Source organism: Shewanella sp. SM21 (assembly GCF_025654335.1).
In the GTDB taxonomy this organism is placed as follows: domain Bacteria; phylum Pseudomonadota; class Gammaproteobacteria; order Enterobacterales; family Shewanellaceae; genus Shewanella; species Shewanella oncorhynchi.
Map to the genome: position 1 here is coordinate 80,450 of NZ_JAKKRL010000016.1, position 26,284 is coordinate 106,733.

The 26,284-nt window shown below is 46.1% G+C and carries 22 protein-coding genes and 2 pseudogenes; 7 read left to right on the top strand and 17 right to left on the bottom strand.

The window, feature by feature from the left end; all coding sequences use genetic code 11:
* Nucleotides 1–5: 5 nt before the first annotated feature.
* From L5L94_RS18695 to slyA, 7 genes are all read right to left on the bottom strand, one after another.
* On the bottom strand, nt 6–431 hold the full coding sequence (locus L5L94_RS18695; RefSeq protein ID WP_263164523.1) for a hypothetical protein: 426 nt from the start codon (nt 429–431) through the stop codon (nt 6–8).
* A 504-nt stretch (nt 432–935) separates the two neighbouring features.
* Nucleotides 936–1,328, bottom strand: coding sequence for a hypothetical protein (locus L5L94_RS18700; RefSeq protein ID WP_263164525.1), 393 nt, complete (start codon nt 1,326–1,328; stop codon nt 936–938).
* 672 nt (nt 1,329–2,000) lie between these two features.
* On the bottom strand, nt 2,001–3,068 hold the full coding sequence (locus L5L94_RS18705; RefSeq protein ID WP_263164527.1) for a c-type cytochrome: 1,068 nt from the start codon (nt 3,066–3,068) through the stop codon (nt 2,001–2,003).
* 10 nt (nt 3,069–3,078) lie between these two features.
* The gene (locus L5L94_RS18710) at nt 3,079–3,702 is read right to left on the bottom strand and encodes a c-type cytochrome (RefSeq protein ID WP_263164529.1); all 624 of its coding nucleotides are present in this window, start codon (nt 3,700–3,702) and stop codon (nt 3,079–3,081) included.
* 225 nt (nt 3,703–3,927) lie between these two features.
* A complete protein-coding gene (locus L5L94_RS18715) occupies nt 3,928–4,956 on the bottom strand; it encodes a DUF2955 domain-containing protein (RefSeq protein WP_113940046.1) in 1,029 nt (342 codons plus the stop codon).
* 249 nt (nt 4,957–5,205) lie between these two features.
* Complete coding sequence (locus L5L94_RS18720; protein ID WP_131524366.1) at nt 5,206–6,264, bottom strand: HlyD family secretion protein; 1,059 nt, start codon at nt 6,262–6,264, stop codon at nt 5,206–5,208.
* 8 nt (nt 6,265–6,272) lie between these two features.
* Nucleotides 6,273–6,746 carry a transcriptional regulator SlyA gene (slyA, locus tag L5L94_RS18725; RefSeq protein WP_105251323.1) on the bottom strand — a complete coding sequence of 158 codons (474 nt, stop codon included), beginning with the start codon at nt 6,744–6,746 and terminating at the stop codon, nt 6,273–6,275.
* Nucleotides 6,747–6,969: 223 nt separating this feature from the next.
* Here slyA and L5L94_RS18730 point away from each other — a divergent pair, with 223 nt between their 5' ends.
* Nucleotides 6,970–8,871 carry a methyl-accepting chemotaxis protein gene (locus L5L94_RS18730; RefSeq protein WP_263164563.1) on the top strand — a complete coding sequence of 634 codons (1,902 nt, stop codon included), beginning with the start codon at nt 6,970–6,972 and terminating at the stop codon, nt 8,869–8,871.
* A 56-nt stretch (nt 8,872–8,927) separates the two neighbouring features.
* Here the strand turns inward: L5L94_RS18730 and metF are convergent, their stop codons facing one another.
* The 3 genes from metF to metB form a co-directional block, all read right to left on the bottom strand.
* Complete coding sequence (metF, locus tag L5L94_RS18735) at nt 8,928–9,815, bottom strand: methylenetetrahydrofolate reductase (protein ID WP_012088154.1); 888 nt, start codon at nt 9,813–9,815, stop codon at nt 8,928–8,930.
* A gap of 217 nt (nt 9,816–10,032) precedes the next feature.
* Entirely contained in the window at nt 10,033–12,426 is a 2,394-nt protein-coding gene (locus L5L94_RS18740) for a bifunctional aspartate kinase/homoserine dehydrogenase II (protein WP_105251321.1), read from the bottom strand.
* Between the two features lie 11 nt (nt 12,427–12,437).
* On the bottom strand, nt 12,438–13,601 hold the full coding sequence (gene metB / locus L5L94_RS18745) for a cystathionine gamma-synthase (RefSeq protein ID WP_168825631.1): 1,164 nt from the start codon (nt 13,599–13,601) through the stop codon (nt 12,438–12,440).
* 212 nt (nt 13,602–13,813) lie between these two features.
* On the opposite strand from metB, the gene metJ reads away from it, so the two are divergent.
* Together metJ and L5L94_RS18755 are read left to right on the top strand one after the other, a co-directional pair.
* Complete coding sequence (gene metJ, locus L5L94_RS18750) at nt 13,814–14,128, top strand: met regulon transcriptional regulator MetJ (protein ID WP_259582805.1); 315 nt, start codon at nt 13,814–13,816, stop codon at nt 14,126–14,128.
* 134 nt (nt 14,129–14,262) lie between these two features.
* Nucleotides 14,263–15,006, top strand: coding sequence for a sulfite exporter TauE/SafE family protein (locus tag L5L94_RS18755; protein WP_131524361.1), 744 nt, complete (start codon nt 14,263–14,265; stop codon nt 15,004–15,006).
* Nucleotides 15,007–15,112: 106 nt separating this feature from the next.
* Here L5L94_RS18755 and nrfD read toward each other — a convergent pair whose 3' ends face one another.
* The 5 genes from nrfD to L5L94_RS18780 all read right to left on the bottom strand — a co-directional run bounded on the left by nrfD (nt 15,113) and on the right by L5L94_RS18780 (nt 20,605).
* Complete coding sequence (nrfD, locus tag L5L94_RS18760) at nt 15,113–16,060, bottom strand: NrfD/PsrC family molybdoenzyme membrane anchor subunit (protein ID WP_105251317.1); 948 nt, start codon at nt 16,058–16,060, stop codon at nt 15,113–15,115.
* A 2-nt stretch (nt 16,061–16,062) separates the two neighbouring features.
* Nucleotides 16,063–16,629, bottom strand: a complete 567-nt coding sequence (locus L5L94_RS18765; RefSeq protein WP_198573398.1) for a 4Fe-4S dicluster domain-containing protein — start codon at nt 16,627–16,629, stop codon at nt 16,063–16,065.
* 12 nt (nt 16,630–16,641) lie between these two features.
* Nucleotides 16,642–18,924, bottom strand: coding sequence for a thiosulfate reductase PhsA (gene phsA / locus L5L94_RS18770; RefSeq protein WP_105251315.1), 2,283 nt, complete (start codon nt 18,922–18,924; stop codon nt 16,642–16,644).
* 431 nt (nt 18,925–19,355) lie between these two features.
* Nucleotides 19,356–20,018 carry a pentapeptide repeat-containing protein gene (locus tag L5L94_RS18775; protein ID WP_168825635.1) on the bottom strand — a complete coding sequence of 221 codons (663 nt, stop codon included), beginning with the start codon at nt 20,016–20,018 and terminating at the stop codon, nt 19,356–19,358.
* A gap of 104 nt (nt 20,019–20,122) precedes the next feature.
* Complete coding sequence (locus tag L5L94_RS18780; RefSeq protein WP_263142125.1) at nt 20,123–20,605, bottom strand: SRPBCC family protein; 483 nt, start codon at nt 20,603–20,605, stop codon at nt 20,123–20,125.
* 247 nt (nt 20,606–20,852) lie between these two features.
* On the opposite strand from L5L94_RS18780, the gene L5L94_RS18785 reads away from it, so the two are divergent.
* Nucleotides 20,853–21,281, top strand: a complete 429-nt coding sequence (locus L5L94_RS18785) for a hypothetical protein (protein WP_113940056.1) — start codon at nt 20,853–20,855, stop codon at nt 21,279–21,281.
* Nucleotides 21,268–22,371: a phosphoribosylaminoimidazolesuccinocarboxamide synthase gene (locus L5L94_RS18790; protein WP_173496464.1), complete on the top strand. Its 1,104-nt coding sequence runs from the start codon at nt 21,268–21,270 to the stop codon at nt 22,369–22,371. The genes L5L94_RS18785 and L5L94_RS18790 overlap by 14 nt, the downstream gene beginning before the upstream one ends.
* Nucleotides 22,372–22,757: 386 nt before the next feature.
* Here L5L94_RS18790 and L5L94_RS18795 read toward each other — a convergent pair whose 3' ends face one another.
* Complete coding sequence (locus tag L5L94_RS18795) at nt 22,758–23,264, bottom strand: hypothetical protein (protein WP_263164533.1); 507 nt, start codon at nt 23,262–23,264, stop codon at nt 22,758–22,760.
* Between the two features lie 401 nt (nt 23,265–23,665).
* Here L5L94_RS18795 and L5L94_RS18800 point away from each other — a divergent pair.
* A pseudogene (locus L5L94_RS18800) lies at nt 23,666–24,635 on the top strand (transposase).
* A 328-nt stretch (nt 24,636–24,963) separates the two neighbouring features.
* Here the strand turns inward: L5L94_RS18800 and L5L94_RS18805 are convergent.
* Nucleotides 24,964–25,839, bottom strand: coding sequence for a toxin-antitoxin system YwqK family antitoxin (locus L5L94_RS18805; protein WP_263164534.1), 876 nt, complete (start codon nt 25,837–25,839; stop codon nt 24,964–24,966).
* A 177-nt stretch (nt 25,840–26,016) separates the two neighbouring features.
* Between L5L94_RS18805 and L5L94_RS21890 the strand changes: the two are divergent.
* A pseudogene (locus L5L94_RS21890) lies at nt 26,017–26,127 on the top strand (IS30 family transposase); the annotation flags it as partial.
* Nucleotides 26,128–26,284: the final 157 nt, after the last annotated feature.

Genomic DNA, 26,284 nt, shown 5'->3' on the forward strand with positions numbered 1-26,284 from the left:
CTTTCTCAATTTTCCGACGGATGACAAGATGCTAATAGGATTAATTGACCGATTTTATTGATAGCCAACTTGACATAGTACTCAATACTCAAATCCTTATGAGCATGCTCTGACCACTCTTTAAGTGTGACGCTATATGCATCACATGCCGCCCATGGACCATCTTGTTTAGACTGGCACCACTCTGATCCAATATATCTACCAGATTGGACAGCTAAACGAACCAAATCATCAACATCACTTCCATCCATTTCCCACTTCTGCAAATCTTTAATGCAACCAATAGACCATGCACGCGCAGACGTTTTAGTCAGAATATCCAATACATCTTTAACTGGATACAAAGGACCTCGTAGCCCTTTAATCTGACGTCCCGTTTCCTTAGTAGGGATAGGCCCAAAATGTCGGCTGACGATTCTATCGCTTACCATAATGGTAAGTCTACTGTGTTTGACAAATTTTGCACAACTTGGTTCCTATTTTTACTGTGATAAAGGCAACATATTGTTTCATTGATAAACAAATGGCGGATCAGCAATCTTAACTTCTACCAAGCAAGATCGAAAAACAATATTAATACAGCAATAACATCCTTACAAAGAAATCGAGTTTGGATAAAATTTTCAGTTAGGTGCTTGTTTGTAACAATCTTACCTAGTAATTTTGCTCTAAGTCTCAGTAATCAGTCTCATAATCTAGAGAGTCTAACAACGGCTTTAACTTATCAACTGAAATCAGATAAATATGAGAATACCTATCATGAATTTCATCTCCTCGTTTAGAGGATCTATGGCCTGCAATAGCCTTACTTAGAAACTCATTTGCTCCATTCGCTCGAATCAATGAAATGACCGTATACATGAATGACCCGAATGGCTTGTGTAACATTAGAACCTAATAAGCCGAGCCGCGAAGCGGCGTCGGCTAAACATATCTTACTCTTTAACGCTACTAGCTTTATCGTCTAAGCGCTTCCAATTACCTTTATCACAGGCTGGTGAGTCCTTTTCACCTTTTTGTTGTGCAAGCTCACAACTAAGAGCATCCGTTAGATAGTCCATTGGATTTACCGGCTGTTGGCGAGGAGGGCACTTGTTCTGTGCCATGATGTTAAGATTGATTTGAGCAAGTGATAGGCTATTTGCGATGCGCATTTCTCGGAGAGTTGCTCTTGGTGCGCTGTCATCAGTAAAGCCTTCGGCAAATACTGCCGCTGATTTCTTGATCTCAAGCTCAACAGCGTCACTAAGTACGTCACATGTGGGTTGAGCCAATGCTGAAAAATTTACAGCAGCAATACACATACCAAATAGAATCTTCAAGTTCACAGTTATTTCCTTATATTTGACGTCAATTACCATCGTTCTGTATGTATGATATATGGTAATCATAATGATATTAGTGTGTTACCCATTAGATTGTACAGTGAGGTAGTCAGCTTATCGACTGTTTTATATTTTAGATGTACTTAACCAAGGTAGTGATTTGGGGTGAGCTTTACTGAAGTTTGTTTCAAATAAAAATTTGATACAGTAAGGTGTAACAATATTTTATTTCATTTGACAAAAAACCATCGTAAATCAGCTTCTTAGAAAACGTAGAAAGGGTTCGACTCCCTCAATACGTTTTGCACATTCGAGATAGTGAATAAGCCACTTATAGCGAAAATCTCCGTATGCTTTTAAAGCGACAGTTAACACTGATGTCCGAAAGGTGAGTCATGGTGATTTGCGAGACGACCGTCCGCCCCATGGACGGGGCGGTCGAGCATCCAAGGATGGACTGGCTGCGAGTCGACGAGCGAATGCCATGACAAGCCGATACTAGCGGGCTAAACCACTAAGTATTAATACCCTGAAATCACAGAGCGCTCAGTAGAATTGACCAACACATATTTGACCAATAAAAAAGCCAGCAAAGCTAAATGCTTGCTGGCTTTTCTGTCTAACTTATTCACTCGCTTTATAACATCACACGAGCGCTTAATCTCAGCGGCTCAACTATGACTTCTTAGGGAAAATAGGATAGGACTCAGTGCCTAATACTTTGCCATCAACAGCGAGACCATAGTAATCGCTGTCATTATGGTATTTCTCCTGCGCTTGCTTTACATCACCCTTGCTACGTGGGTCCTGTGGACGCTCGTGGGAGTTGATATAAGCGGCAACGTCCCAAGCCTGCTGGTTAGTTAGCTGCATACTCTTACCGAAGGGCATGTTTTCATAGATAAAAAATGCGGCAGTATTGACCCTGTGCATTCCCGCTCCCCAGTTATAACTTTGAGGTCCCCACAGCGGCGGCAGTGCATACACACCCGCAATGGCTTGACCTTGCCCATCAACACCATGACAAGTTTGGCAATGGGCGACATACACGGCTTTACCTCGTTCAGGTGAATAGGCTTGTTCGGGTTTTGGGATCTCAGGATAAGCTCGACCCGGCAAGTTAGCACGTTGCTCAACTGTCATCGCCTTAGCTAATGCCTCTGGTAGTGGGAAGTCATCCCGCTTGGCACCTTTGACTAACTCAGCATCACTGATCTCAGGAACAGGGCCACTGATATTAGCCTCATCCATCAAGCCGCCCATGCCTAACCAATAGGCGTAGGCAGAAAGCGCCACTAATTCAGGGCTACCTGATGCAGGGGCTTTACCATTCATCGAATAGTTAAAACAGCCTTGGATGCGTTCTTCAAAGCTACTGACTTTATTGTCTTTTTTACGATACGCCGGATAAGCAAAATACGCACCCCAAAGGGGTGATGCATTGGCTTTACGGCCTGCATCCATATGGCAATTGGTACAGTTAAGCTCATTACCCACATACTTATCACGCAGCTGTTGGGTATTCACAAACAGTTGATAACCTAAACGCACTTTGTCACCAAAGGCGCCTTCGGGAATCGCACTCAAAGGTCTAGGGGTAAGATAGGTTTGATCTGCTACCTTAGGGAAAGAAGGCAGCGGAGCTTGCTTATCTGGGCGTTCTTGTACTGGCTCAGTTTCAGCTTGCGCCTGAACGGTTAATGACCCCATCGCGGCCAGTAATAACATTGCGGAATATTTCATGGCCGGCTCCTTATTTTAAATTCGCAAAGTAGTTGGCTAACGCATCAATCTCGGCGACGGTGAGCTTATTCGCGACGCTCCCCATCATGCCATCGACGTCACCTTTACGTGTTCCCGACTGCCACGCCAATAATTGCGTTTTGATATAACTCGCCTGTTGACCTGCTAAGCGGGGAAATAAGCCACCACCTAATGCAGAAGGACCATGGCAGGTCACGCAGGCTGGTAAACCACGGGACCAATCACCTTGATAGGCTAAACGGGCGGTATCGTCATTAAAAACAACTTGTTCACCGCGGATAACAGGCTTGACGTCATTGGCAGGCTTTGCTGAAAAATAGCTCGACACTTGCTCAATACCATCACCTTGGAGCGTCATTGCCATCGGCATCATGGTCGCGTTTTGGCGAACGCCCGCTTGGAAATGCTGCAATTGTGTTGAGATATATTCTTTAGATAATCCCGCTAATCGAGGGCCGAGTGGTTCAATACCCTCACCCCCTGCCCCATGGCAAGACACACATAACTGCGCAGCTTGTGGCATAACGTTCATCGATTGTTTGTCAGAAGGCTCGGCGGCAGCGGCATAGCCGCTACATAGCGTTAAACCTATGACTAATGTTTTAATCTTCATGTTCTATCCTTGAAGAGAATTAAGCTCTAAAGCATAGGGGTTATTGTTATTTATGTTTGTGCTCACACACTAAACCCATTTTAAAATCAGCCGCTCATTTTTAAAACAGCCAATAAATGAGCCTTAACATTCATTAAGAGTCATTTATTGTTCAATTCAAACGGGATAAATTTACCTTACTCTGTACAAGGTTAAGCTGCAAGCCTTCAAGACTTAATGGCCTGCTCAATAACCAAATCGCGTCGATTCGAAACGATTCAATAACTTATGTATCAAATAGCATAAAAGTAACGTGCCAACGATAGCGATTAAAATACTACTCACTCGGTATAAGGCACTGAAGATTAAGTCGTTACCTGGGGTCAAATACTGCCCAAACAAAATCCCTAACGTGGTCATAGCACCAAAACCCACGCCAGAGCCATTCGCCTCGCGCACATGGGCTTGGCTAAAAATCATCAGTCCAATCCACAACAAGGGGACAACTAACATCAATAACCCAGACCAATCATAGAGCAGCAACTGCACGAGTATCCCAAACGACACACCCAACAGGGTGCCTATGGCGCGCTTACGGGCATAGTCGAGTGCACCATTCCAATGCATGGGAAACAATAGCAAAAGAGTGGTCGCTTGAGCCGACATCGAATCCCGCAGATCAAATATTTGGAACACCAGAAACGATGCCGTCGCTATGGTCGCGCCGAGCAAGGCTTCGTGGCGCATTCGATGCGGCGCCTTAGGCCCAGGTTTGTAAGCCGCTCTTGGTTCAACATCGGGCCAGAGTGCCGTCATAGCGTAGGCGATAACAACTGAAAGTGCTGTCGCCCAAAAGTTACTGAAAACTAAGTCGTTTAAGTCAACCCCTGGATAGCTGGCAAAGTGCAGCATGATACTGAGACTCAGCACACCGTTGGCACCAAAGAGAAACAAACTGCCGCGGGACATGGCCGCAAAGCGGTATAAAAATAATAGGAAAACGATGGGAGTCATCATACCGGGATGGCTGCCAAAGAAACCGCCGAGTAACCCAACCTCTAACCCAGCCATGGCAGATGAAGCTAATAATTGGCGCATAGCATGACCATTCATCACTGGCACTAATCCGAGTAGTAGCATAGGTGTCACAGTGAAGAAGACTCCATTGCTCCAACCAAAAATTTTACACAGGGTAAAACCTAAGGTCGCGCCAGTCGCAATCCGTAAACACTGGCGTAAATCGTTGGCCGTCAATGGGCTATGGCGTAGTAACATGCTCGTCGCCTTGTTCTATCGATACATTAAATGAGGATGTTTAGCTGGCTTATGCTGCGTTCACACTTATGTTGCTTTGAAGCTTTCACTCAAGCGACTAGTGGCAAATACAAACCACCGCGAGTCACTTGTGCTCGTCAACACAGATAAGTACTAATGGATATGCCGATAAATATGCTGGTAAATACGCTAGTAAACATTCTAGTAAATAGGCTAGTAAATAGGCTAGTAAATAGGCTAGTAAATAGGCTAGTAAATATAGTGCAGCAGGCTGATTGCTTTAATCTGCACCTTAGCGAGCAAGCTAAACAGGCTATTCTCGGGCAGCAGTTGCACGGTCGCGCGCGCACCCGCAGGTAAGCTGTTCATTGCCATACCATCTAACACTAGATGTAATCTCAATCTTTGGGCATCACGTACCCAACGGTCCGATTCCTGCGGCGCGGCTAAACGGCCATTGGCATCGAATTGCCCAGCACTCACGCCCGCATCGACACTGCTCACCGTCGCCCAATATAAACGCCCAGGTTCGCCATCGAACGCGATCAAAGCGGTCGAAGAAGCATTGACTCCACGCAGACTCTTTTCACGAAAATCAGCAATAATATCCACTTTATCCGATACCACGGCTAACAGAGGTTGCCCCACGGTCGCAAAACTACCGACTTCTAACTGCAGGTTAGTCACTATCCCATCTTGATCAGCACGTATTTGGGTATAAGACAGATTAAGCTCGGCTTGAGCTAAATGGTTTTGCGCCTGACGCACTTTAAGATTCTCTTCGCCATAACTGCCACGACTCACTTTGAGTTTTTCTAAACGCGCATTGGCGGCAAGCAAATTGGCTTCAGCAGCTGCGGCATCGCTATCGGCTAGCTCCTTTTGCTGCTGCGATACGCCATGGGTGGCATACAAGGCATCGAGACGTTTAGCCTCGCTGCGTTTTTGTTGTGAGGTGGTTTTATTGGCATTGACCTCGGCCTTAGCGGCCAGTAGCGAGGCATCTAACTCAGCATTATCTTGACGGGCTTGCTCTAAGGCCAATTTAGCTTGCGATACCGCTAACTCATAGGGTGCGGGATCAACTTGGAACAACAAATCGCCCTTGGCAACCGTTTGGTTATTGGTCACGGCTATGGTCTGGATTTTACCGCTGATCTGCGGTGTCACTTTAGTCACTACACGGGTCGCCATGGCTTGAGGCGTCAATGGCATCATAGTGTCGGCCAGCATGAAATAGCCAAAAACCATCACAAAGCCAAACATGGCAAATTTTACTAAACGGGCAAACTGTTGATCCGGTGTCATCTTCTTTCTCACAAAAGGGTGTCTGTAACCTTGGTTAATTTGGCGCTGGCGTTGTCGCTGATCAGGCTAATAATGCGTTCAAATTCGCTCAACTCTTCGGCACTGATCCCGCCTAATAACTCACGGCGCACTTGAATAATCCGCGCTTCCATTTGCTTTAAAACATCTAATCCCGCTGGCGTCAGGCTCACAATTCTTGCTCGCTTATCTTTGTCACAACAATGACGCTCGACTAGACCTTGCTCTTCTAATTGCCCTAAGGTGCGCATTAGCGAAGCCAATTCAATTTCTAAGGCATCGGCCAACACTTTTTGGCTAACACTGTCGCCTAAACGCAACAGTTTCCATAGGGCAGTCCAACGGGGATGAGTTAATCCTAAAGGTGCTAGCTCAACATCGGCCACGGTACGCCACAGTCGATGCAGACGACCTAAATGCTCCGCCAGTGATAACTCTTTTAGTCGCTCTAATTCTTTTTGCATCTTGCTCACCCACTTAGTTAGCGTGCTAATCATTATACTTAGTTAGCAGGCTAAGTAAATATTTAGGTCACAAATAGATCTGTGTCCAAGGGCACGAAACGAGCGTAAGAGGGAATAAATAACTTAAAAAGGTTCGCGCCCTCTCAAATCTTATCAAGTTGTATCTCTATAATATCAAACGGATAAATTGAGTTGATTTGCACATGAATTGGAGGCTGTTTTGATAAATCTAAAAATTAGTACGAGGATCGTTATTGGGATCTGTCTATTACTGTTAACAGTAATGAGCTTTATCATGCCGCTCGTTCTCTCTGAATTCAGTCGCCAAGTTGCAGAATCCGAGCAAAGAGAACTCCATAAGATCTATGAAACCGCTGTTGCCGAGATAGCCTCATCGGGCAAATTAGCCGAAGCAATGGCAACCATCATCTCACTCACGCCAGAAGTTCAAAGCACCTTTGCAACAGGTGAACGTGATGAACTCACCGCCCGTACCTTACCTATATTTACTCAACTAAAGCGCGATTTTGCGGTTCAGCAATTCCAATTTCATAGGCCACCTGCCACTTCTTTTCTACGCTTGCATCGTCCCGAAAAATTTGGCGATGATCTCACCAGCATACGCAAGACCATAGTTGAAACAAATAGCCAAAAGCGCCCTCTTTATGGCTTGGAATATGGAGTGGAAGGATTAGGTATTCGTGGTTTAGTTCCAATGACTTACAACGGACAACACACTGGCTCAGTTGAGTTTGGCATGTCCTTCGGTCAACCCTTTTTTGATAATTTTAAACAAGCCTATCAAGCAGAAATTGCCCTCATCTTGCCAGATGGTTCAGGGTACAAGTTATTTGGCGCTACATTCACGCCTGATACCCAAGCGACAGATGAACTCAATAACGTCATGCAAGGCCATGAAGTCATACGCACTATTTCCTTAAATAACAAAACCTACGCCCTGTATCGCCACGCCATAAAAGATTACTCAGGAAACGTGTTTGGCGTACTCGATATTGCGATAGATAGAACCCATTCAGAACAAGCGATAGCGGATATTCGCCTTAAGTTGATCCTTATCGGTTTAGTGGCTCTGGTCATTGGAACTGCCATTGCTTGGTTTATTGCCAAAGGGATTACTCGCCCTATCGCTGAAACCACCCAAGCCATGAATGATATCGCTGAAGGTGAAGGCGATTTAACCCGCAGAATCGCGATAAAAGGTAAGGATGAAATTGCTGAATTATCAATGGCATTCAACCGCTTTGTAGAAAAAATCCACAACACAGTTTCTCACGTAGCCGACTCAACAAGCCTGCTCGCCACCTCTGCTGAAGAAATGTCGAGCATTACGCGGGAAACCCAGAAGATGGCGAGTCGTCAGCACCTCGAAACTGAGCAAGTTGCCACCGCAATGAATGAAATGGCCGCAACAGTACAAGAAGTTGCCCATAACGCTACCGATGCGGCCGATGCCGCCAATCATGCCAATGACTCAACCGAACAAGGCAAATTGGTTGTACAAAAAGTGGTAAGCACTATCGCCATACTGGCCGAGGAAATAGCCACAGCAGCGAGTGAAATCAATGAATTAGAGCGTAATACCGCTGAAATCGATTCTGTACTTGTGGTTATCCGTAATATTGCCGACCAAACTAATTTACTCGCACTCAATGCGGCAATTGAAGCCGCAAGGGCGGGAGAACAAGGTCGAGGATTTGCGGTCGTTGCCGATGAAGTACGCACTCTGGCGAGCCGCACTCAAGCATCTACGACGGAAATTCAGCAGATGATCGAAGCGCTTCAGCATAAAGCTAAGTCTACAGTCAATGCGATGGAAACCAGCACCCGCACCACCCAAAGCTGTGTATCCCAAGTTCACCAAGCGGGTGAAGCACTCGAAGCCATTACCCATGCGGTTTCCACCATTAGCCAGATGAATATCCAGATCGCCAGCGCTGCAAATGAGCAATGTGCGGTTTCGGCAGAAATTAATAAAAATGTTAATAACATCAATGATATTGCGACCAATGCGACAGATAGTGCGGTACAAACTGCACGCGCTGGCGATGAACTTGCCCAACTCGCAGCCCGTTTAACAACTTTATTAGCTCAATTTAGAATTTAAACAAAACAAAACGCCGCATTCTCTGCGGCGTTTTTATTAGCTTATTTTATAAGGTTTTATTTAGGACGCACGCCTAAAGTGTGGCAAATCGCGTAGGTCAATTCGGCGCGATTTAAGGTGTAAAAATGGAAATCCTTCACGCCTTCGCGGGACAGCACTTTCACCATGTCGATGGCCACGTTTGCCCCCACCAATTGGCGTGTACCCGCATCGTTTTCTAGGCCGTCGAATTGCTTATGTAACCAATTCGGTAACGACACATTGGTCATGCCCGCGAAACGTTTTAGCTGGGTAAAGTTAGTCACAGGTAAAATGCCCGGCACAATTTCAACGTCGATACCGGCGGCAACGCAGCGATCACGAAAACGCAGGTAAGATTCCACATCGAAGAAAAATTGGGTAATAGCACGGCTGGCGCCCGCATCAATCTTGCGCTTGAGGTTGATCAAATCCGCCTGTGCATTACTCGCATCGGGATGCACTTCTGGATAGGCCGCAACTGAAATATCAAAGTCAGCCACAGAGCGCAGTAAACGCACTAAATCGACCGCAAAACGGGTTGGCTTTGGGCTGCCCGCAGGTAAATCACCCCGCAGTGCCACTATGTCACGAATGCCCGACTTCCAGTAATGCTTAGCCAGTTCTAATAACTCTTCATCGCTGGCATCCACTAAGGTTAAGTGCGGCGCGGCAACGAGGTCGGTTTCCTGTTGGATACGTTCAATCACGCCATGGGTGCGGTCGCGAACACCAGAGTTAGCACCGTAAGTCACAGACACAAACTTAGGATTCAGCGGCTCTAAACGACGGATAGAGTTCCACAGTATCTGTTCCATTTCGGGGGTCGATGGCGGGAAAAACTCAAAAGAAACATTAATATCGCCATTAAGCTCAGACAAGCTCTGGTTCAGCGATTGTGAATGTTGTGCGTGATGAAAAGCCATGTGTATTTCCTCAACCGCCCTTGGCGCTACTCTTTGCTAGTATGAATTAGTTCAAATGGACGTTTGGACGTCTATATGTCCATATACTAGAGAAACTGAGATGTAAGTCAAGCCCAAAAATGTCCCTAAACCGCATTTAATCTCGGTTAATTCGATAGATTTATTCTAGCCAATAAAAAAGGACTCGAATGAGTCCTTTAAGAGGCTTGATATTGCGTTATTCCTGCAGCAGATCGCGACAGATCTGAGTCAGATCCGACTGCACTGCCGCCGCGGTCACTTCGCGTCCAGCGCCCGGTCCACGGATGATCAGCGGATTACCTTGGTAGAAGACACTGCGGATCACAAACACATTATCACCAGGGGTTAAGTTGGCGTAAGGGTGATGGGTATCAATCCACTGCAAACCCACCTCGGCCTTGAGCTCTGGGCCGCTGTTGTCTAAGGATGCCACATATCTGAGCACCTTATTTTGCTCCGCCGCCGCACCATACTGTTGCAGCAGATCGGCATCTAACTCGGCAATGCGGGTGAGAAATTGATCTAAGGGAATATCCGCCAAAGCGGCTGGCACGAGTGAACGCAGTTCAATATCTTCAAGCTCGATTTCAAGGCCAATCTCACGGGCTAAGATAAGCAGTTTACGCTGCATATCGCGGCCGGAGAGATCGTCGCGAGGATCGGGTTCAGTAATACCTAAGCCTCTGGCTTCAATCACTAATTCTGAAAATGGCTTACTAGTATCGTATTTCTCAAACAACCAACACAAGGTGCCGGAGAAAATCCCGCCCACCGCTTCAACGCTATCACCGCTGTTACGCAGATCATTTAGCGCATGTTGGATAGGTAAACCAGCGCCACAGCTGGCGTTATAGCGCCAAAACAAACGACGATTACCCAGTTGCTGCTTTAACTCTCGATAGAAAGGCAGTGGACCCGAGCCCGCAAGTTTATTCGCGCTCACCACATGGATGCCACGCTCGAACAGTTCTGGATATTGCAGCGTCAAACTGGCGCTGGCACTGATATCTAAGGCCACCAGCTCATCGCAATTAACTTGCTCTAATTGCTCGAATAAATGTTCATACTGCCAAGGCGTTGCTTCAGTATTAAACTCTGTTTGCCACGCGGCAAGATTAATCCCAGTGGATTTAATCAAGGCTTTACTCGAACTGACTAAACCGACTAACTCAACACTGGCTTCGAGTTCATGGTCTAGTGAGGGTGAAACCGACTTAAACAGATCGATCCAAGCCTCACCGATATTACCCACACCGAGCAGCAGGACGCCAATGCGTTTACGCGGGCCAGCGCAGCGACGGTGAACTTTTTGGGTTAACAGATTCACCTGTGACTGGGGCACTAACGTCACTAAACTTAAATCGCCACTGAACAAAGGTTTAGCATCACGGCTCAGTAAACGCGCGAAGCTGCGGCGATAATGTTCGGCGTCGGCACTTACTAATGCGACTAAACCAAAATCTGTGTTGATCTGCTGCTCGCTGATCCCTAATGCTTCTGCCTCAGCATCGAGTAATCTTTGAACTTGTTTTTGATTCTCAGCGGTATAGGCAAGTTCAACCCTTTGATGGGCAGAGGTCCAATGGGCCAATGGCGTTAAACCCGCGGCAATCAATAAATCTAATAAACGAGTTAACTCCCCTGTGAGTTTAAAGCCGAACAGGACAACTGCATTGAGGTTAGTCACCACAGGCGCGCTCGCCGACGAACTGTGGGGTGCGATTAAGGTAAAGTCGGTGTGGGATGCATAACTTGAGCGTACCGCTAAACTCACTTCGGTATTAAACAAAGGCTGCAGAGTGCGCGAATGTAATACTGGCGAGCCTAAACGCGCTAGGCGATCGGCTTCGGCAAGTGACATGCTTTTCAGTAACTTGGCATCGTTGATTTTATTAGGATCGGCGTTGAACACCCCTTCCACATCGGTCCAAATGGTCACGCGCTCGATATCGGCGAGACTAGCAATCAGGCTAGCGCTAAAATCTGAACCATTACGGCCAAGTAACAAGGTATCGCCACGCTCGTTAGCGCAGATAAAACCTGTGATCACTAAGCGTTCATTGGGATGCGCGGCTAATAGGGCTTGTACTTTAGCGCGGGATTCTTGTACCCGAATTTGTGGCACAGCGGCTTCATCGGCCACTAAAATTGAACAGGCATCCACATGGCTTGCCGCCACGCCAGATTCGCGCAGCAGCGCCGCCATTAAACGTGCCGACCAACGTTCGCCAAAGCTCACCACATGGTTAATTTGGTATTCGTTGCGCTCATCTAAGGACAACAAGCTGATCAGTTGCGCTTTATCAGTGGCCAAACGCTCACGCAGATCGCGGGCTTGTTCATTCGACAACAACTGCTCAATCAACCCCTGTTGGTAACTGATCAGCACTTGTAATTCTTCTTGCCATAGCTGACCCGCATCACGCAGCGCTAATAATTTATACAGGAAATTCGTGCTCTTACCCGCCGCAGAGACCACCACGAGATCATCACTATGACCGTGGGTTAACAGGATATGGGCGACTCGACGATAACAATCGGCATCCGCTAAACTGGAGCCACCAAATTTATGTAAGTGACAACGTGCCATCTATTATTCCTCTACTGACAAGCCGCAACGGCGGCTAATCCTGCTTGAATATCTGCAACTAAATCGGCGGCATCTTCAATACCCACCGATAGACGCAATAGGGTGTCCTTAATACCAGCCTCGAAACGCGCCTGCGGCTCCATGGCTCTGTGGGTCATAGTGGCGGGCACTGCCACTAAACTTTCAACGCCACCTAAACTTTCCGCCACGCTAAATAAGCTGAGTGCACCTAAAAAGGCCACCACTTCGGCCTCGCCGCCTTTGAGCTCAAAGCTCAGCATAGCGCCAAAGCCCTGTTGTTGCTTGGCCGCAATGGCGTGACCAGGGTGATCCGCAAGACCGGGGTAATAGACTTTGCTCACCACAGGGCTTTGGGTTAATACCTCAATAATACGCTGGGCATTGGCTTGATGCTCGCGAATACGCACCGCTAAGGTACGCAGGCCACGCAGGGTCAGATAACTGTCGAAGGCTGAGCCCGTTAAGCCTAGAGTGTTCGACCACCAATGTAAGCTTTCGCCGATTTGCGCGTCTTTGGCGACCACAGCGCCGCCGACCACATCGCTGTGACCATTGATATATTTAGTGGTGGAGTGGATAACGATATCCGCGCCTAACAATAGGGGTTGTTGCAATATTGGCGATAAAAAAGTGTTATCGACCACCACCAGCGCGCCGACCCCATGGCTCGCCTTAGCAATGGCTTCGATATCTACCACACGCAATAACGGGTTCGATGGGGTTTCGAGCCACACCATCTTGGGATTCTGCGCAATAGCGGCGGCTAACGCTTGGCTGTCGGTTTGGTCGACCACAATGAGCTTAAACTGGCCTTTCTTCGCCAAGTTGGTAAATAAACGGTAGGAACCACCATAGCAATCATGGGGCACAACTAATAGGTCATCAGGGCCGAGCAAAGTGGTCACTAAGGTGATGGCCGCCATGCCAGTGCACGTCACTATGCCAGTGGCGCCCTTTTCTAATTGGGCTAATGCTTCACCTAAAATGCAGCGAGTTGGGTTGCCTGAACGACTGTAATCGAATTCGCGGGGATTTTTATGACCATCGAAGGCGTAATTAGTCGACAAATAAATCGGTGGCACAACTGCGCCATATTGAGTATCGCTTTCGATACCCTGACGCACTGCCAGTGTGGCTAATTGACGCTCTGCCATGGGTGGACTCCTAAATTCGATAGACTGATAGAGATGTCTGGACGTCTAAATGTACCTAAGCCCAACGCCATCGTCAATAGGCGTGAAGACGTTTAGACGTCTGAACATAAAGAAATCTGTTTGCAATCACAAAGAAATAGTAGCAATAATTTGACTGTTCTTTGTAAGGGTTTAAAATCTGCCCCGAATTTAGCGTTATAACAGGTGAGTCAATGACTGAATGGAATGGGGAATACATCAGCCCCTATGCTGAACATGGCAAGAAGAATGAACAAGTAAAAAAAATTACTGTGTCTATTCCGCTCAAAGTGCTTAAGGTCCTCACGGACGAACGTACTCGTCGTCAGGTCAATAATTTGCGTCACGCCACCAACAGCGAGCTGTTGTGTGAGGCATTTTTGCACGCCTACACTGGCCAGCCATTGCCCAACGATGACGATCTGTCAAAAGATAACCCAGACAGCATTCCCGCCGAAGCCAAGTTGTTGATGGATCAAATGGGAATCGAGTGGGAAGACATGGAATAGCGACTCGTCGCTTTCCAAGTCATATCACAGTGCTCATCAATAGGGATCGTTAACGATCCCTTTTTGTTTATACCCAAGCGACTTCAAACTTTAAATTTCACCATCTTGAGTTGGTTTGGGATATAGGAAATCCTATGTTTTCTATGATAGATCCACAGACACTCGCCTTAGCCTCGCTGGTCGTGTTTCTGGGCGCATTAACCCAAAGTCTGATTGGGTTTGGGCTTGCGGTTGTCGCCAGTCCTTTGCTGTATATCGTCGATCCACAACTTGTACCTGCGCCTGTTATTGCTATGGGTTTCTCCATCGCCCTGCTGACCTTAGTGCGTGAACGCGGTCACTTAGAATTCAATGGCTTGCAATATGCGCTCATAGGTCGCGTGCCCGGCGGTTTTATCGGCGCGAGTTTATTGCTGTTTGCGCCTCAACCTATACTCGGTTTATCCATCGCCGCCATTGTGACTGTCGCAGTGATCCTCAGCCTGTATAAATTCAGCCTGCCAGTGAATAAGAAAACCCTCTTCGGTGCAGGCGTGGTTTCAGGGATCTTCGGCAATATCGCCGCGATTGGTGGCCCGCCGATGGCGATTTTGTTGGCAGGCAAAGATGCCTCGCAGTTTCGCGCAGCCCTGTCGGCCTTCTTCATTTTTAGCTCCATGATTGCATTGATCATTTTAGCGATCACTGGCTTATTAGAATTAAAACATCTGTGGCTGTCGTTGATGCTGCTCCCCTCTGTGATTTTAGGTTACTTAGTCGCAGGACGATTAGTGGGCCGTGTCGATAAAGAGAAGACAAAGATGGCGACATTAGTCCTGTGCAGTATCAGCGCTTTAGTGCTAACGGTGAAGTCGGTTATCGAGTTATTACCCCAATAAGCGTCCTGCTTATACTGGCAAACCTTCTCACGATTCAAACAATAAAAAAGCACTGACATTGCCAGTGCTTTTTCTTTATCTATCAATATGTAAAGCCAGCTTACACTCAGCTTAAATAGCTTTGCCCTGCGTACACAATAAAGTGTCTTAAGGCGAGTACGCCCGTTAAGCTCGCACAAGCCACCATGATCATCGCCCCCTTAGTGTGGCGAGTCGCGGCGGGTAACAGCATAAACAGCAATGGAATACCAAAGCCAATTCCGACAACACCTATCCAGAACACGCTTGCCCATAGCCCAGACGTTAACGATGCTAAGGCCGCAGCCGCCGCGCCGCCCTTGAAGTACAAGGCGCAGAACAACATGAACAGGAACAGAATTTCAATCGCCATCACAGGCAATTCTAAACCGTGCATCTTCACTAAAGTTTTGTCGTGGCTGTCAGTCTTAAACATCAGCAAAGCCAGTACCGCATTTGCCGCAGCGCCCGCCGATAGACCTGACACTAAAAACAGCGCAGGCAGTACCGCAGTGTTGAGCATAGGATAAGCATTCATCGCCGAAATTAAGAAGCCAGTGTAAGCCCCTACGCCAATGGCGAGGACAAACAACAATACTTCAATCAGCTTTCGAAATGGCATAAGTAACTTAGCGATAGGTGTTAGGAAACCCAACCCCCATTTTGGTAAGTCATCCCGCAGCACAATAATGGCGTACGCAAAAGCTAAGGGAGAATACGCCAGCAGCGCCAGTACCCCGATTGCCATCACAGACTGGAAGTTATAGTGAATTAAGATCAACCAGAAGTGGAATGGTTTGGTTAAGTCAAACACTAAGCAAGCTAGACCTAAGCTAATTGCTACAGGCCCAATAATGGCTGCCGCCTTAAGAATGCTGCTTTCAGCTCCCGCGCTGAGTTCCTTATTCGCCCAGCGCAAACCAATGCCAATCAGTAAACTGCCCGCGGATAACCCCGCCATAAACAGGTAAACGGCGATGACCCAGTGCCAAGTGACAGGATCATATTGCGCCATGTCGCCCCAAGTATTGTTCATAATCAAATCCCCCCTCTTTTGGTAGGAACGCGATATACCCTAGGTTTAGTACCCAAATGGGTTTTATCTTGGTAAGTGATTTTAGTGTTGAGCATGATGGCCACTTCACTGCTTGGATCATTGGCATCACCAAACACTAAGGCATCGGTTGGACACACAGTCACACACGCTGGCTCTTCGCCCCGTGCTAAACGACTGTCTTTACAGAAGTTACACTTATCCGCGGCCTTGGTTTCTGGGTTCATAAAGCGCACTTTATAAGGGCACGCTGCCACACAGTACATACAACCGACACACTTCTCGGTATGGATAGAGATAATGCCATCTTCACCCACATAGGCCGCGCCTGTTGGGCACACTTTAACGCAGGGTGCATCTTCACATTGCTGGCAAGATACCCTGTGATATTTGAAATGCAGATTGGGCATCTCACCAAAGGGGCCTTCCACACGCACTTGCAGACGAGTTACGCCTTCGGGTACGCCATTTTCACTGCGACACGCCACGTTACAAGCTTGGCAGCCGATGCACTTATTCTCGTCGTGCACCATTACATATCGTTTATTCATTTAAGCCTCCGATTAGCGCTTTGCCAGCGTGACGCCCGTGGTGTGCACTGTCATGCCACACACAGGAGCAGTAACGTGCGGCAGTAAGTTACCGCAGTGGATACCTTTGCCCGTTGCTCTGACCAACTCTTTGTTTTTAGAACCAAAGCCCATGTAAGCAAACACAGTATCTTGGCGAATACCCGGCGTGACTAAGGCATGGCCTTCTTCTGTGCCAACACTGCTGGTTAGGCGGATTGGGTCGCCATTGCTGATCCCTAACTTGCCCGCAGTAACGGGGTGAACCCACACAGCGTTATCCGACATCAGGTTAGCGAGCATAGGCACATTGTGGGTGGCGCCATTGGTGTGCACCGCCACTTTGCCTTGGATAAAGTACAGCTCATCTGCTTTTTTAAGATTCACTTCGCGGAACTTGATCACCCCACGGCCCGGTGCCATGGCTTCGACTTTCGCGGAAGTGAGTTCAATCTTGCCACTCGGGGTTTTAAAGGTCAGTGCGCTGGCGTAAGTGCCGTCTTCATCGGCAGGTCGCGCATTGGGGTATGCCTTAATAAACTCGGCAACCATCTTAGGCTCGCACAACATAATTGGCTTACCGAAGCTCACAAAACCTTCGTCTTTGATCCGGCGCAGCAGGTCAGTGTCGCGGTTCACCTGCAGCATTTGCAGGGTTTCCATGTTTTCCCATGGATAGAACTCGCCAAGGCCCATAGCCACACCCACATCCTTAAAGATCTGCCAAGAAGGCTTAGTATCACCTAAGGTTTCAACGACCCGTTGGCGCACATAATAGGCCGGATTTTTACCTGACTTATCAGCAATTTCTTCATCACGTTCAAGATAAGTTGACTCAGGTAAAATCACGTCCGCATAGGCGGCGGTTTCGCTGATATACACATCACACACGGCGATAAAGTCGAGCTTTTTCATCGCTTCAACAACGCGCGCTCTGTCTGTCATGGTTTGCATTGGGTTAGTGCGTGACATCACCCAGCCGTGTAACTGGTAAGGAACAGCGCTTAAGGTGGCATCGAGAATAGTTTGGTAAACGCCGCCCGATGTCCACATCATGGCGTACTGTTCTTCCACCTGATCGATACGTTTCGCTGCTGGTTTTGGCATGTCTTTCACGCCAGGTTTTGCCAATACGGGCGCAACCGCTTCACCGGCAAGCTTGTTGTAATCACCGGGTTTCTGGCCGATATAAATCCCGCCCTTACGCTCGATGTTACCAATCAAGACGTTAGCGGCGTAAAGGGCGCGGCGCATCTCAAACTCTTCGGTGGTAAAGGTGGCTCTGTGACCAAAATCGACCACAGCATGGGGTGCTTTAGCGGCATATTCGTGGGCGATACGACGGATGTCTTTGGCAGGCACATCGGAGATGGTTTCAGCCCATTCAGGGGTATAGGCTTTCACTTCGGCGGCAAAGGCTTCGAAACCTTCCACATAACGCGCGACAAATGCCTTGTCGTAAAGATTATCTTCAATCAATACATGGCATAACGCCAAGGCGACGGCCACGTCGGTACCGGGGCGAATGGCATACCATTCATCGGCCTTGTCGGCCACAATGGAGAATCTTGGCTCGAACACCACCAGCTTGGCACCTTTATCCATTTGCGCCGCCATCATGCCGCGGGTTTCGGACATATTGATGCCTTCGTACAGGTTATGGCCGAAGTTAATGATGTATTTAGAATTACTTAAATCACGTTTGACCTTAGTGCCAAAAATAGCCTTAGCGGCAATTTCATAACCACCTGGGCAAGTCGACGCGTGGGTAAAGGTATTTGGACTACCAAAGGCGGTCGCAAGGTGAAACAAATGCTTTTCTTGTGAGCCAGATTTTGACGAGAATGCCACGGCTTCTGGGCCATGTTCTTTTTTGATTTTATTGAGGTTTTCAGCGATTAATTTATAAGCCTCATCCCAACTGATCTCAGCCCATTTGCCTTCGCCGCGCTCACCGACCCGCTTTAACGGTTTAACGATACGCTGTGGATCGTACAATAAACTATGGCCTGCGCCGCCACGGGCACACACTTTACCGCCAAAGGATTTAGCGGCCTTATTGCCACTAATGAAGACGTTTTTGCCTTCAATCACCCGCGCCGAAATCGGGCAGCGAGTCGAACACATTTCACAAATACTGGCAATGTCTTTGCCCATGCCCTTTAGCTGCTTATTCTCTAATGCCGCTAAGCTGCCCGGCAGCAGACTGGCCAGCGCACACGTGGCGCTGCTCGCTCCTGCTCCCTTTAAAAAGGTTCGCCTATTAAGCTCAATCATGGTTACCTCCATCACGCTCATCCCACCCGTCAGTCGCCATTTATGGCGCCATCGAGCAGAGATTTGCTCACTGATTTGATTACTTTTTTAGTTATAAAAGCGTAAAAACAGCGCCGCCATATCTTCAAAATACCAGCATCCGCTGAATACACTGCTCATCCACAGAGATTGTTATCCCGAAAGAGGTAGGCGGATATTGTGGTAAACCACATGGGGAAGCTCGGTGTGATCTATCGCAACTAAAACCTAAGACTGACCTTGAAATACGTGAATAAGATCAATAGGTCTTAAAAAACGGACAGAAAAAGCCGCCAGATGGGACAAATGGCGGCTTCAAAAACAAACAGATATTTCAGTAAATTGCGATAACACTCGTGGGATGATCATCACTATGCTGAGTGAAAAAGCTGAGTAAAAACCTACCACAATCCTTAATCCATTAATTCTATATCGAGGCAGTTGAGCAGCCGAATCGCTTCATCGCGGCTAAACTTAGCGCCTTTGATTTTATTGTTAAAAATGTCGATATCGTAATTGGATGCCTCGCTGAAATCCGCCTCCAATAATTGAGTTCGGCCAAACAGACTATGACTAAAATCCGTGTAGGTGAAATTGGCTTGATTAAAACTGCCCTCGCGAAAATCGACATCGTGGGCCTTGCACTCTTCGATGATGATTTCATCGAGGGACAAGCCTAAAAATGAGCAGTCATTTAGGATGCATTGCTTAAAGGAAAAGGGCGCGGCAAAGGATAAACGCGACCACGCGGCGCGGGTCCAATCGATACCGACTAACTTACATTCTTCAAACTCCACCCCGCTGAACTGACACTGGGGCACTTTCACTAAACTTAAGTTGCAACGCACAAAGCGGCAATCGATAAACTTGCATTTACGGAAAGTGCTCTCGCTAAAATGGCAATCTTGAAAGCAACAATCCTCGAACTCGATGCCCTGTAGATCTTGGGCTAATTCCGACAAGCCATTGAACTGTTTTGATAAAAAACTATTGCCCTGCAAAGCCGCGCTTTGCGCGAGTTGGGATGGCGCAAGCACTGATTGTTTAAGTACAGGCACTTCTTTCTGTGACGACATAACACCTCTAATCCTGCCCAATCCCCAGCAATAAAATATGCAGGGCAATTGGGCTAGATACTGCTTATTATTGACTCTCTGATACGAGGCTTGAGACTCACCGGCTAAATGCTCGCGACGAGTTCCTCAAGCTGATCGGTCGCCTTAGACCAACCCTGATGAAACCCCATATCCTCATGATTCTGCCTATCTTCGCTATTCCAATGCAGCACCCGCGCAGTGTACTTGGTCTTGCCGTCCACAGGTTCAAAAGTAATAGTTGCCGTCATAAAGGCTTTATCGGACGGCACCCAAGCCTCAGTAAAGGCATCGGTAAATACAATGCGCTCATTCTCAACCACCTCGAGATACACGCCACGATTCGGGAAATCCTGTCCCTCAGGGCTACGCATCACGATCACATTTGAACCACCGGCACGCACATCTAAGCTCGCGCTAGCCACAGTCCACGGCCTTGGCGTAAACCAAATTTTGAGGAGTTCTGGCTCGGTCCACGCGCGGAACAGCTTTTCTGGCGGCGCATCGATAATCCGCTCTAATACTAGCTCTCGTTGATTATCATTATGTACATGCTGACTTGTGCTCATATTCCCTCCATTGGATATTTGGCTTGATGGTCTTGTCGGCTGCAGCTACGTTATAAGCTCGCACATCAGCGCGCTAAAATACAGCCCTTCAATATTAGCTCGTCCGCAGAACACCAACCCTCCATCATGCTCAGCACTGAGTGTTAGCGCGTGATTCCCTTGCAAATCCTTATGCCCGCTAGATTCAAGCCACAGAACTATATAAAGAGCAGTGTAAAGGGCTGTGTAAAGATCTGTGCAAAGAGCGATGCAAATAGCCGTGGCAAATTTTGTCAAAAAAGGTAGAATGTCGCCACTTTTTCGCGGCAGTCTAGAACAAGGTTCTCTCGGATTAATGGTTAGCATTTTCGAGCAAAATGGCACGGGCCCAGCCCGCTTTCGCAGACCACTTTCACTGTGGTGCCAACCTTGCCCTGCGTTTGTTCCCTCCCTTGCATTATCTCCACCCAACACAATTCAAACACCGCCCGAAAATACAATTTTTGCTGTTCAAGATTTAACATCAAATCCCGCAAACTGGCTGAACGCTTTACGCCCTAAGCCAAGCGCGAATAATAAAGCGGTTGCAATGAATCTGGCTGTTGCTAACGCCATAGTCCATCTGCAAACCGACACTTATAAAAACCTTATCCCTACACTCTCTATCCTAAGGAATACTCGTCATGAGTCTTGCTGATTCCGTATTAGCCGTAAATAACGATTTGCCAATCCGCACCGACAGCCCAGTCCACAGCGGCAAGGTTCGCAGCGTTTACTGGCTAACCGATGCCGACAGCCGCCGTTTAATCAAAACCAAGGGTTATAACGTCCCCGAAGATACCCCGCTCGCCATCATGGTGATCAGCGACCGTATCTCGGCCTTCGACTGCATCTTCCACGGTGAAGGCGGCCTCAAAGGCATTCCCGGTAAAGGCGCGGCATTAAATGCCATCTCTAATCATTGGTTTAAGCTATTTGCCGAAAACGGTTTAGCCGACAGCCATATTTTAGATATTCCACACCCGTTCGTATGGATAGTCCAAAAAGCCCGCCCCATTAAAGTCGAAGCCATTTGCCGCCAGTACATCACAGGCTCAATGTGGCGCGCTTACTCTAAGGGTGAGCGAGTATTCTGTGGCATCACATTGCCAGAAGGCTTAGAGAAAGATCAAAAGCTCCCTGAGCTGTTAATCACCCCATCGACTAAGGGTATTTTAACCGGCATCCCAGGCGTGCCCGCTCAAGATGACGTGAACATCAGCCGCAGCGATATCCAAGCCAACTACCAAGCCTTTGGCTTTGAAAAGTTAGAAGATATCGACCTGTACGAGAAGCTGTTAAAAGATGGCTTTAAAGTGATTTCAAAAGCACTGGCCGACATTGATCAAGTGTTTGTCGACACTAAATTTGAGTTTGGCTATGTCACCGATAAAGATGGCAATTCAAAACTGATTTACATGGATGAAGTCGGCACTCCAGACTCATCACGTATTTGGGACGGCGCAGCCTACCGCGATGGCAAGATTTTGGAAAACTCCAAAGAGGGTTTCCGCCAATTCCTGCTAAATCATTTCCCTGATCCTGATGTGCTGCTCAACAAAGACAGAATGCCAGAGCGTGAAGCCCTCGCCCGCGACAATGACCTCCCACTTGAGGCCATGATGCAAGTGTCACGCACTTACACCGGCGTTGCCGAGAAAGTGACTGGCGCGGCAATTCCGCTGCCAGCCAATCCAAAGGCAGATATTATTAAGATACTCAAAGATGAGTATGATCTGATTGTGTAATAGAAAGTTGTAATCAAATCTGAGGTTTTGGGTGGTTTACCCATAACTGAATAGTAGAAAAGGCGCTTAGGCGCCTTTTTGTTTAAGTCATTCACAAACTTAACCAATACACCGCTGATAATTAAGCATTGTCATTCCAGTGACACGCCATAAACTCATCCATGAGGGCTCGACGACGGCATCCATGCCGTCAACGGTAACTTACATGCCAATGCTTAATTCAACCAACTCTTCAGTAATCTGTATGCCTTTTCACAAGCATACACTTTACAAATTTAACAATGGGCGGCTCGTTAAATTGTTTCGGTGTAAGGTGATAACTAGATCTGTACAGCCAACATGTCTAACTATGTAGTATTGATACAACCTCTGCTAATAGTAAAAAATTACAGACCATTGAGAACTGGTATATAGCAATCAAGCTTTTCATCAAACCGCAGATTATCAAACTGAACACCAGAATACTTTAACCTCACGAAAGCAGAGTAATAGTCACTATGCCTCGTGATAAATCTAGGATAAATATTTATATCATTATCCGCAGCGTCAAACGTGTCGCCAGTTACATAATTTAGGCATTTGAGCCTGCTTGGCAGCCCATATATTACTATAGGGTTTACAGGGAACTTAGGGTTGTCATATATAACTTTACGTAGTAACTCCCACTTTGGGTACATTGCATTTTTTATTTTAGCGAAAACAACCACATCAATTAGCCACCCTTCAATCAAAAGTGGCCGATCAAAAGCAGAGGCAACTTCCTTACAACCTATTGATTTAAAATCAAATATATTCGCAACGAGAAACCGATCATCATAAACAATGTATCCGAAACCAAACTCACCGCTTTCAAGCGGAATGTAAAAACAAGTACCTACATCAATCTTTTTCATACGCCCCCACGAAGTTAGCATTTTTTCTTCGAAGATGAATGTGTTGACATTCTATTTCTATAGTTTTCATCAAACGCTTTGGCACTCTTATCATTAGGATCACTCAATCTGCTGGGGTCGTAAGAGCGAGCACGGTTGCCTGCTCCAGCATTAAATTTACCGTCTTCTGTGTAGACTCCACGCTGAGAAGTATCTAACGTTTTGTAATGTTCAATATCCGCTTGTTCATACCCTCTGACTTGTGCATGAGAATACTAAAGAATACTAAATGGAAATACTAAATGGACATCCAAAATACTAAATGGACATCCATCGTTAATGGCGAGGTAGTTAACCTCCGAATATGCTTTGGTTAAGCATTAAACAAGGAGGTTTGTAGGCCGCGCCCTCGCAGAACTCAGATTAGTCTTGAAGACACCCCTTTTTATCACTGTTGCAGTCGTGTCGTTCGACGTGCTTTTTTGTGTGGCGATGATCGTTACTCAGGTAAAAACCATGACCATCGCCGCGCTTGGGTAGAGTCGCTATTGTTTGAACTCGAAGCCGTTTTTGCAATAGATGTGGCGGCCTTTGCGGTGATGTCCAATCATCTACATGTGGTTTTACGCATTGATGTAGAGACAGCAAACCGCAGGAGCGACAGGGAGGTGCTTGAGCAATGGCATAAGCTATTTAAAGGCGATGAATTAACGCAAAAATTCGCCAAAGGTGGGTTGGTTGAAGCGGACGAGGTCAACAGATTAAGGCATTCAATCGCCATTTATCGCAGCCGCTTATGTGATATCAGTTGGTTCATGCGTTGCTTAAACGAGCCGATAGCAAGACAAGCAAATCAAGAAGATAACTGTACTGGGCGTTTTTGGGAAGGTCGATTTACCTATTTCTTTTATAGAGAATCAAGCTCTACTTGATGAAGCTGCCGTTTTAGCCTGTATGACTTATGTGGATTTGAATCCCATCAGAGCCCAAATGGCCGATACACTGGAGCGATCAGCTCATGCCAGTATTCAGCTTCGAATTCAGGCGGCATTGAAAGATGAGCAGCCCAAAAATCTATTGCCTTTTATCGGCAATGAACGCGATAACCAACCCATTGGCATTACGTTTTCATTAATAGATTACCTTCAATTGGTGGATGATACCGGTCGAATTATTCGAAATGATAAACTAGGTGCAATCACTGAAAATAGCGCCAAGTTACTGACAAGATTAAATATCCACCATGACAATTGGCTTAAGCTTACCACCGAGTTTGGTAAGCTATTTCATGGCCCTGTGGGAACCTTGCAAGAACTGACTGATTACTGCGAACACTTAGAAAAGCGACGACGGCACTTTGCCAAATGCTGTCAGCACCTCAACGCTGGCTGATTTCAATCCTGCATCATTAACCATGCCTTTCACAACAGCCAACAAGAGAATGGCTTAGGTATTTTTTACTAAAAATCTAAGTTTTTCAGCAAAATAGGCTAATTGAGTTAGTCCTCATCCTCTGGAGCAATACCTCGCAAGCTTTTTAGCCGCTAAGTGACTTTTAGTCACTTGGATGCTAACTGAAAGTACATTATGTTCTTGTTTTATATTGGGTGGCCTGATTTATATCTGCCTGATTTATATCTTCGCTACAAATGGAGGACAAGATTTATTTCTTCCAACACTAATTGTCAATTGCTGCAATTTTTTTAAAGATTCCATCTAACTAATCATTATTATAAGTCGTTTCTTGAATTAAATGACTATCTTCATTATAGCTTTTCCAAATACCTTCTTTCTTACCATTTTCATAAGTTCCTTCTACTTCTATTATACCATTTTTATGATAACTCTTAAAAAGCCCCTCTCGCTCTCCATTTTTATAATATTCCTCAGCTTGCAATATTCCTTCCTCATCATAGGCTTTATAAAGACCATCTAATTGATCATTTTTATAAACGCCTTCCGCCTCTAATTTACCGTATTCATTATAATATTTAAACAGACCATTTCTAATACCATTAACATAGTTTTTTTCCACTGTTAATCTACCATTTTCATTATAACACCTCCAAACACCTTCTAATTTTCCATTTATATACAACGCTTCATTCTCTAGTTCACCATTACAATGATAAGTTCGATAAAAACCGTCTTCTTTCCCATTTTTAAAAATTTGCACTGTTACTTGACCATTTTCATTATAATATTTCCAAACACCTTCTAAAGTCCCATTTTCATAAGTCAATTCCGACTCTAACTGACCGTTTCTATAATAGCTTTTACAAATACCATCTTCTTTCCCATTTACATAAAACTTTTCCTCCATTAGTTTTCCATTAGACCAATAATGCTTATAAATGCCTTCTCTATTGCCTTTTCTATAAGTTCCCTCTTTTTCTAACTGACCGTCTTTATAATAACTATTACAAATACCATCTAACACTCCATCTTTATAATTTTCTTCTTTTTCTAGCAGACCGTTTTCATAATAACTATTACGAATACCATCTAACTTTCCATCTTCATAATTTTCCTCAATCCTTAGTTGACCATTTTTATAATGACCTGTTACTTTCCCTGTAAATATTTTTTTACTCATTTTGCTATACCATAATTAAGATAACTAAAATTCAACTCCGAAGTGCGATACTCTAATCGGAGAATAGAAGCAAGATTAACGCCCAAGAGTGCAAATCTCAATCTATCAGTTCTATTTTCAACCATAGTTTACTCAAAAGCATACTTATGTTAACCATAGATATAAGAGACTATCACCATGAATTATCTGTATTTGACCATAGTAAGACGATACCAGATTTCTGCTCTTTTAGAACAAGGCTTTCGATATAAATGTACTGATTGTCATCGTCCTAATGACGATAGGCAATCCTCCCATGCCTAAAATCGGTGGGGTTTGCATGTTTAAAAACGCCTTTTTTAATGAATTAGTTTGACTTTTGTCCCATATATCGCCCCATCATTTTTAATGGTACTCGTTCAAGCAATTTTCGCCATAACAAATTGTAGGCAAAAAATGGAAAGTG

Excerpts from the sequence above, each read along its gene's own strand:
- L5L94_RS18795 (WP_263164533.1), bottom strand. The coding sequence starts at position 23,264 with ATGAAAAAGATTGATGTAGGTACTTGTTTTTACATTCCGCTTGAAAGC.
- L5L94_RS18755 (WP_131524361.1), top strand. The coding sequence starts at position 14,263 with ATGTTTTCTATGATAGATCCACAGACACTCGCCTTAGCCTCGCTGGTC.
- nrfD (WP_105251317.1), bottom strand. The coding sequence starts at position 16,060 with ATGAACAATACTTGGGGCGACATGGCGCAATATGATCCTGTCACTTGG.
- L5L94_RS18780 (WP_263142125.1), bottom strand. The coding sequence starts at position 20,605 with ATGAGCACAAGTCAGCATGTACATAATGATAATCAACGAGAGCTAGTA.
- L5L94_RS18785 (WP_113940056.1), top strand. The coding sequence starts at position 20,853 with ATGCAAATAGCCGTGGCAAATTTTGTCAAAAAAGGTAGAATGTCGCCA.
- phsA (WP_105251315.1), bottom strand. The coding sequence starts at position 18,924 with ATGATTGAGCTTAATAGGCGAACCTTTTTAAAGGGAGCAGGAGCGAGC.
- L5L94_RS18705 (WP_263164527.1), bottom strand. The coding sequence starts at position 3,068 with ATGAAATATTCCGCAATGTTATTACTGGCCGCGATGGGGTCATTAACC.
- metB (WP_168825631.1), bottom strand. The coding sequence starts at position 13,601 with ATGGCAGAGCGTCAATTAGCCACACTGGCAGTGCGTCAGGGTATCGAA.
- L5L94_RS18765 (WP_198573398.1), bottom strand. The coding sequence starts at position 16,629 with ATGAATAAACGATATGTAATGGTGCACGACGAGAATAAGTGCATCGGC.
- metF (WP_012088154.1), bottom strand. The coding sequence starts at position 9,815 with ATGGCTTTTCATCACGCACAACATTCACAATCGCTGAACCAGAGCTTG.
- slyA (WP_105251323.1), bottom strand. The coding sequence starts at position 6,746 with ATGCAAAAAGAATTAGAGCGACTAAAAGAGTTATCACTGGCGGAGCAT.
- metJ (WP_259582805.1), top strand. The coding sequence starts at position 13,814 with ATGACTGAATGGAATGGGGAATACATCAGCCCCTATGCTGAACATGGC.
- L5L94_RS18710 (WP_263164529.1), bottom strand. The coding sequence starts at position 3,702 with ATGAAGATTAAAACATTAGTCATAGGTTTAACGCTATGTAGCGGCTAT.
- L5L94_RS18805 (WP_263164534.1), bottom strand. The coding sequence starts at position 25,839 with ATGAGTAAAAAAATATTTACAGGGAAAGTAACAGGTCATTATAAAAAT.
- L5L94_RS18740 (WP_105251321.1), bottom strand. The coding sequence starts at position 12,426 with ATGGCACGTTGTCACTTACATAAATTTGGTGGCTCCAGTTTAGCGGAT.
- L5L94_RS18775 (WP_168825635.1), bottom strand. The coding sequence starts at position 20,018 with ATGTCGTCACAGAAAGAAGTGCCTGTACTTAAACAATCAGTGCTTGCG.
- L5L94_RS18695 (WP_263164523.1), bottom strand. The coding sequence starts at position 431 with ATGGTAAGCGATAGAATCGTCAGCCGACATTTTGGGCCTATCCCTACT.
- L5L94_RS18715 (WP_113940046.1), bottom strand. The coding sequence starts at position 4,956 with ATGTTACTACGCCATAGCCCATTGACGGCCAACGATTTACGCCAGTGT.
- L5L94_RS18720 (WP_131524366.1), bottom strand. The coding sequence starts at position 6,264 with ATGACACCGGATCAACAGTTTGCCCGTTTAGTAAAATTTGCCATGTTT.
- L5L94_RS18790 (WP_173496464.1), top strand. The coding sequence starts at position 21,268 with ATGAGTCTTGCTGATTCCGTATTAGCCGTAAATAACGATTTGCCAATC.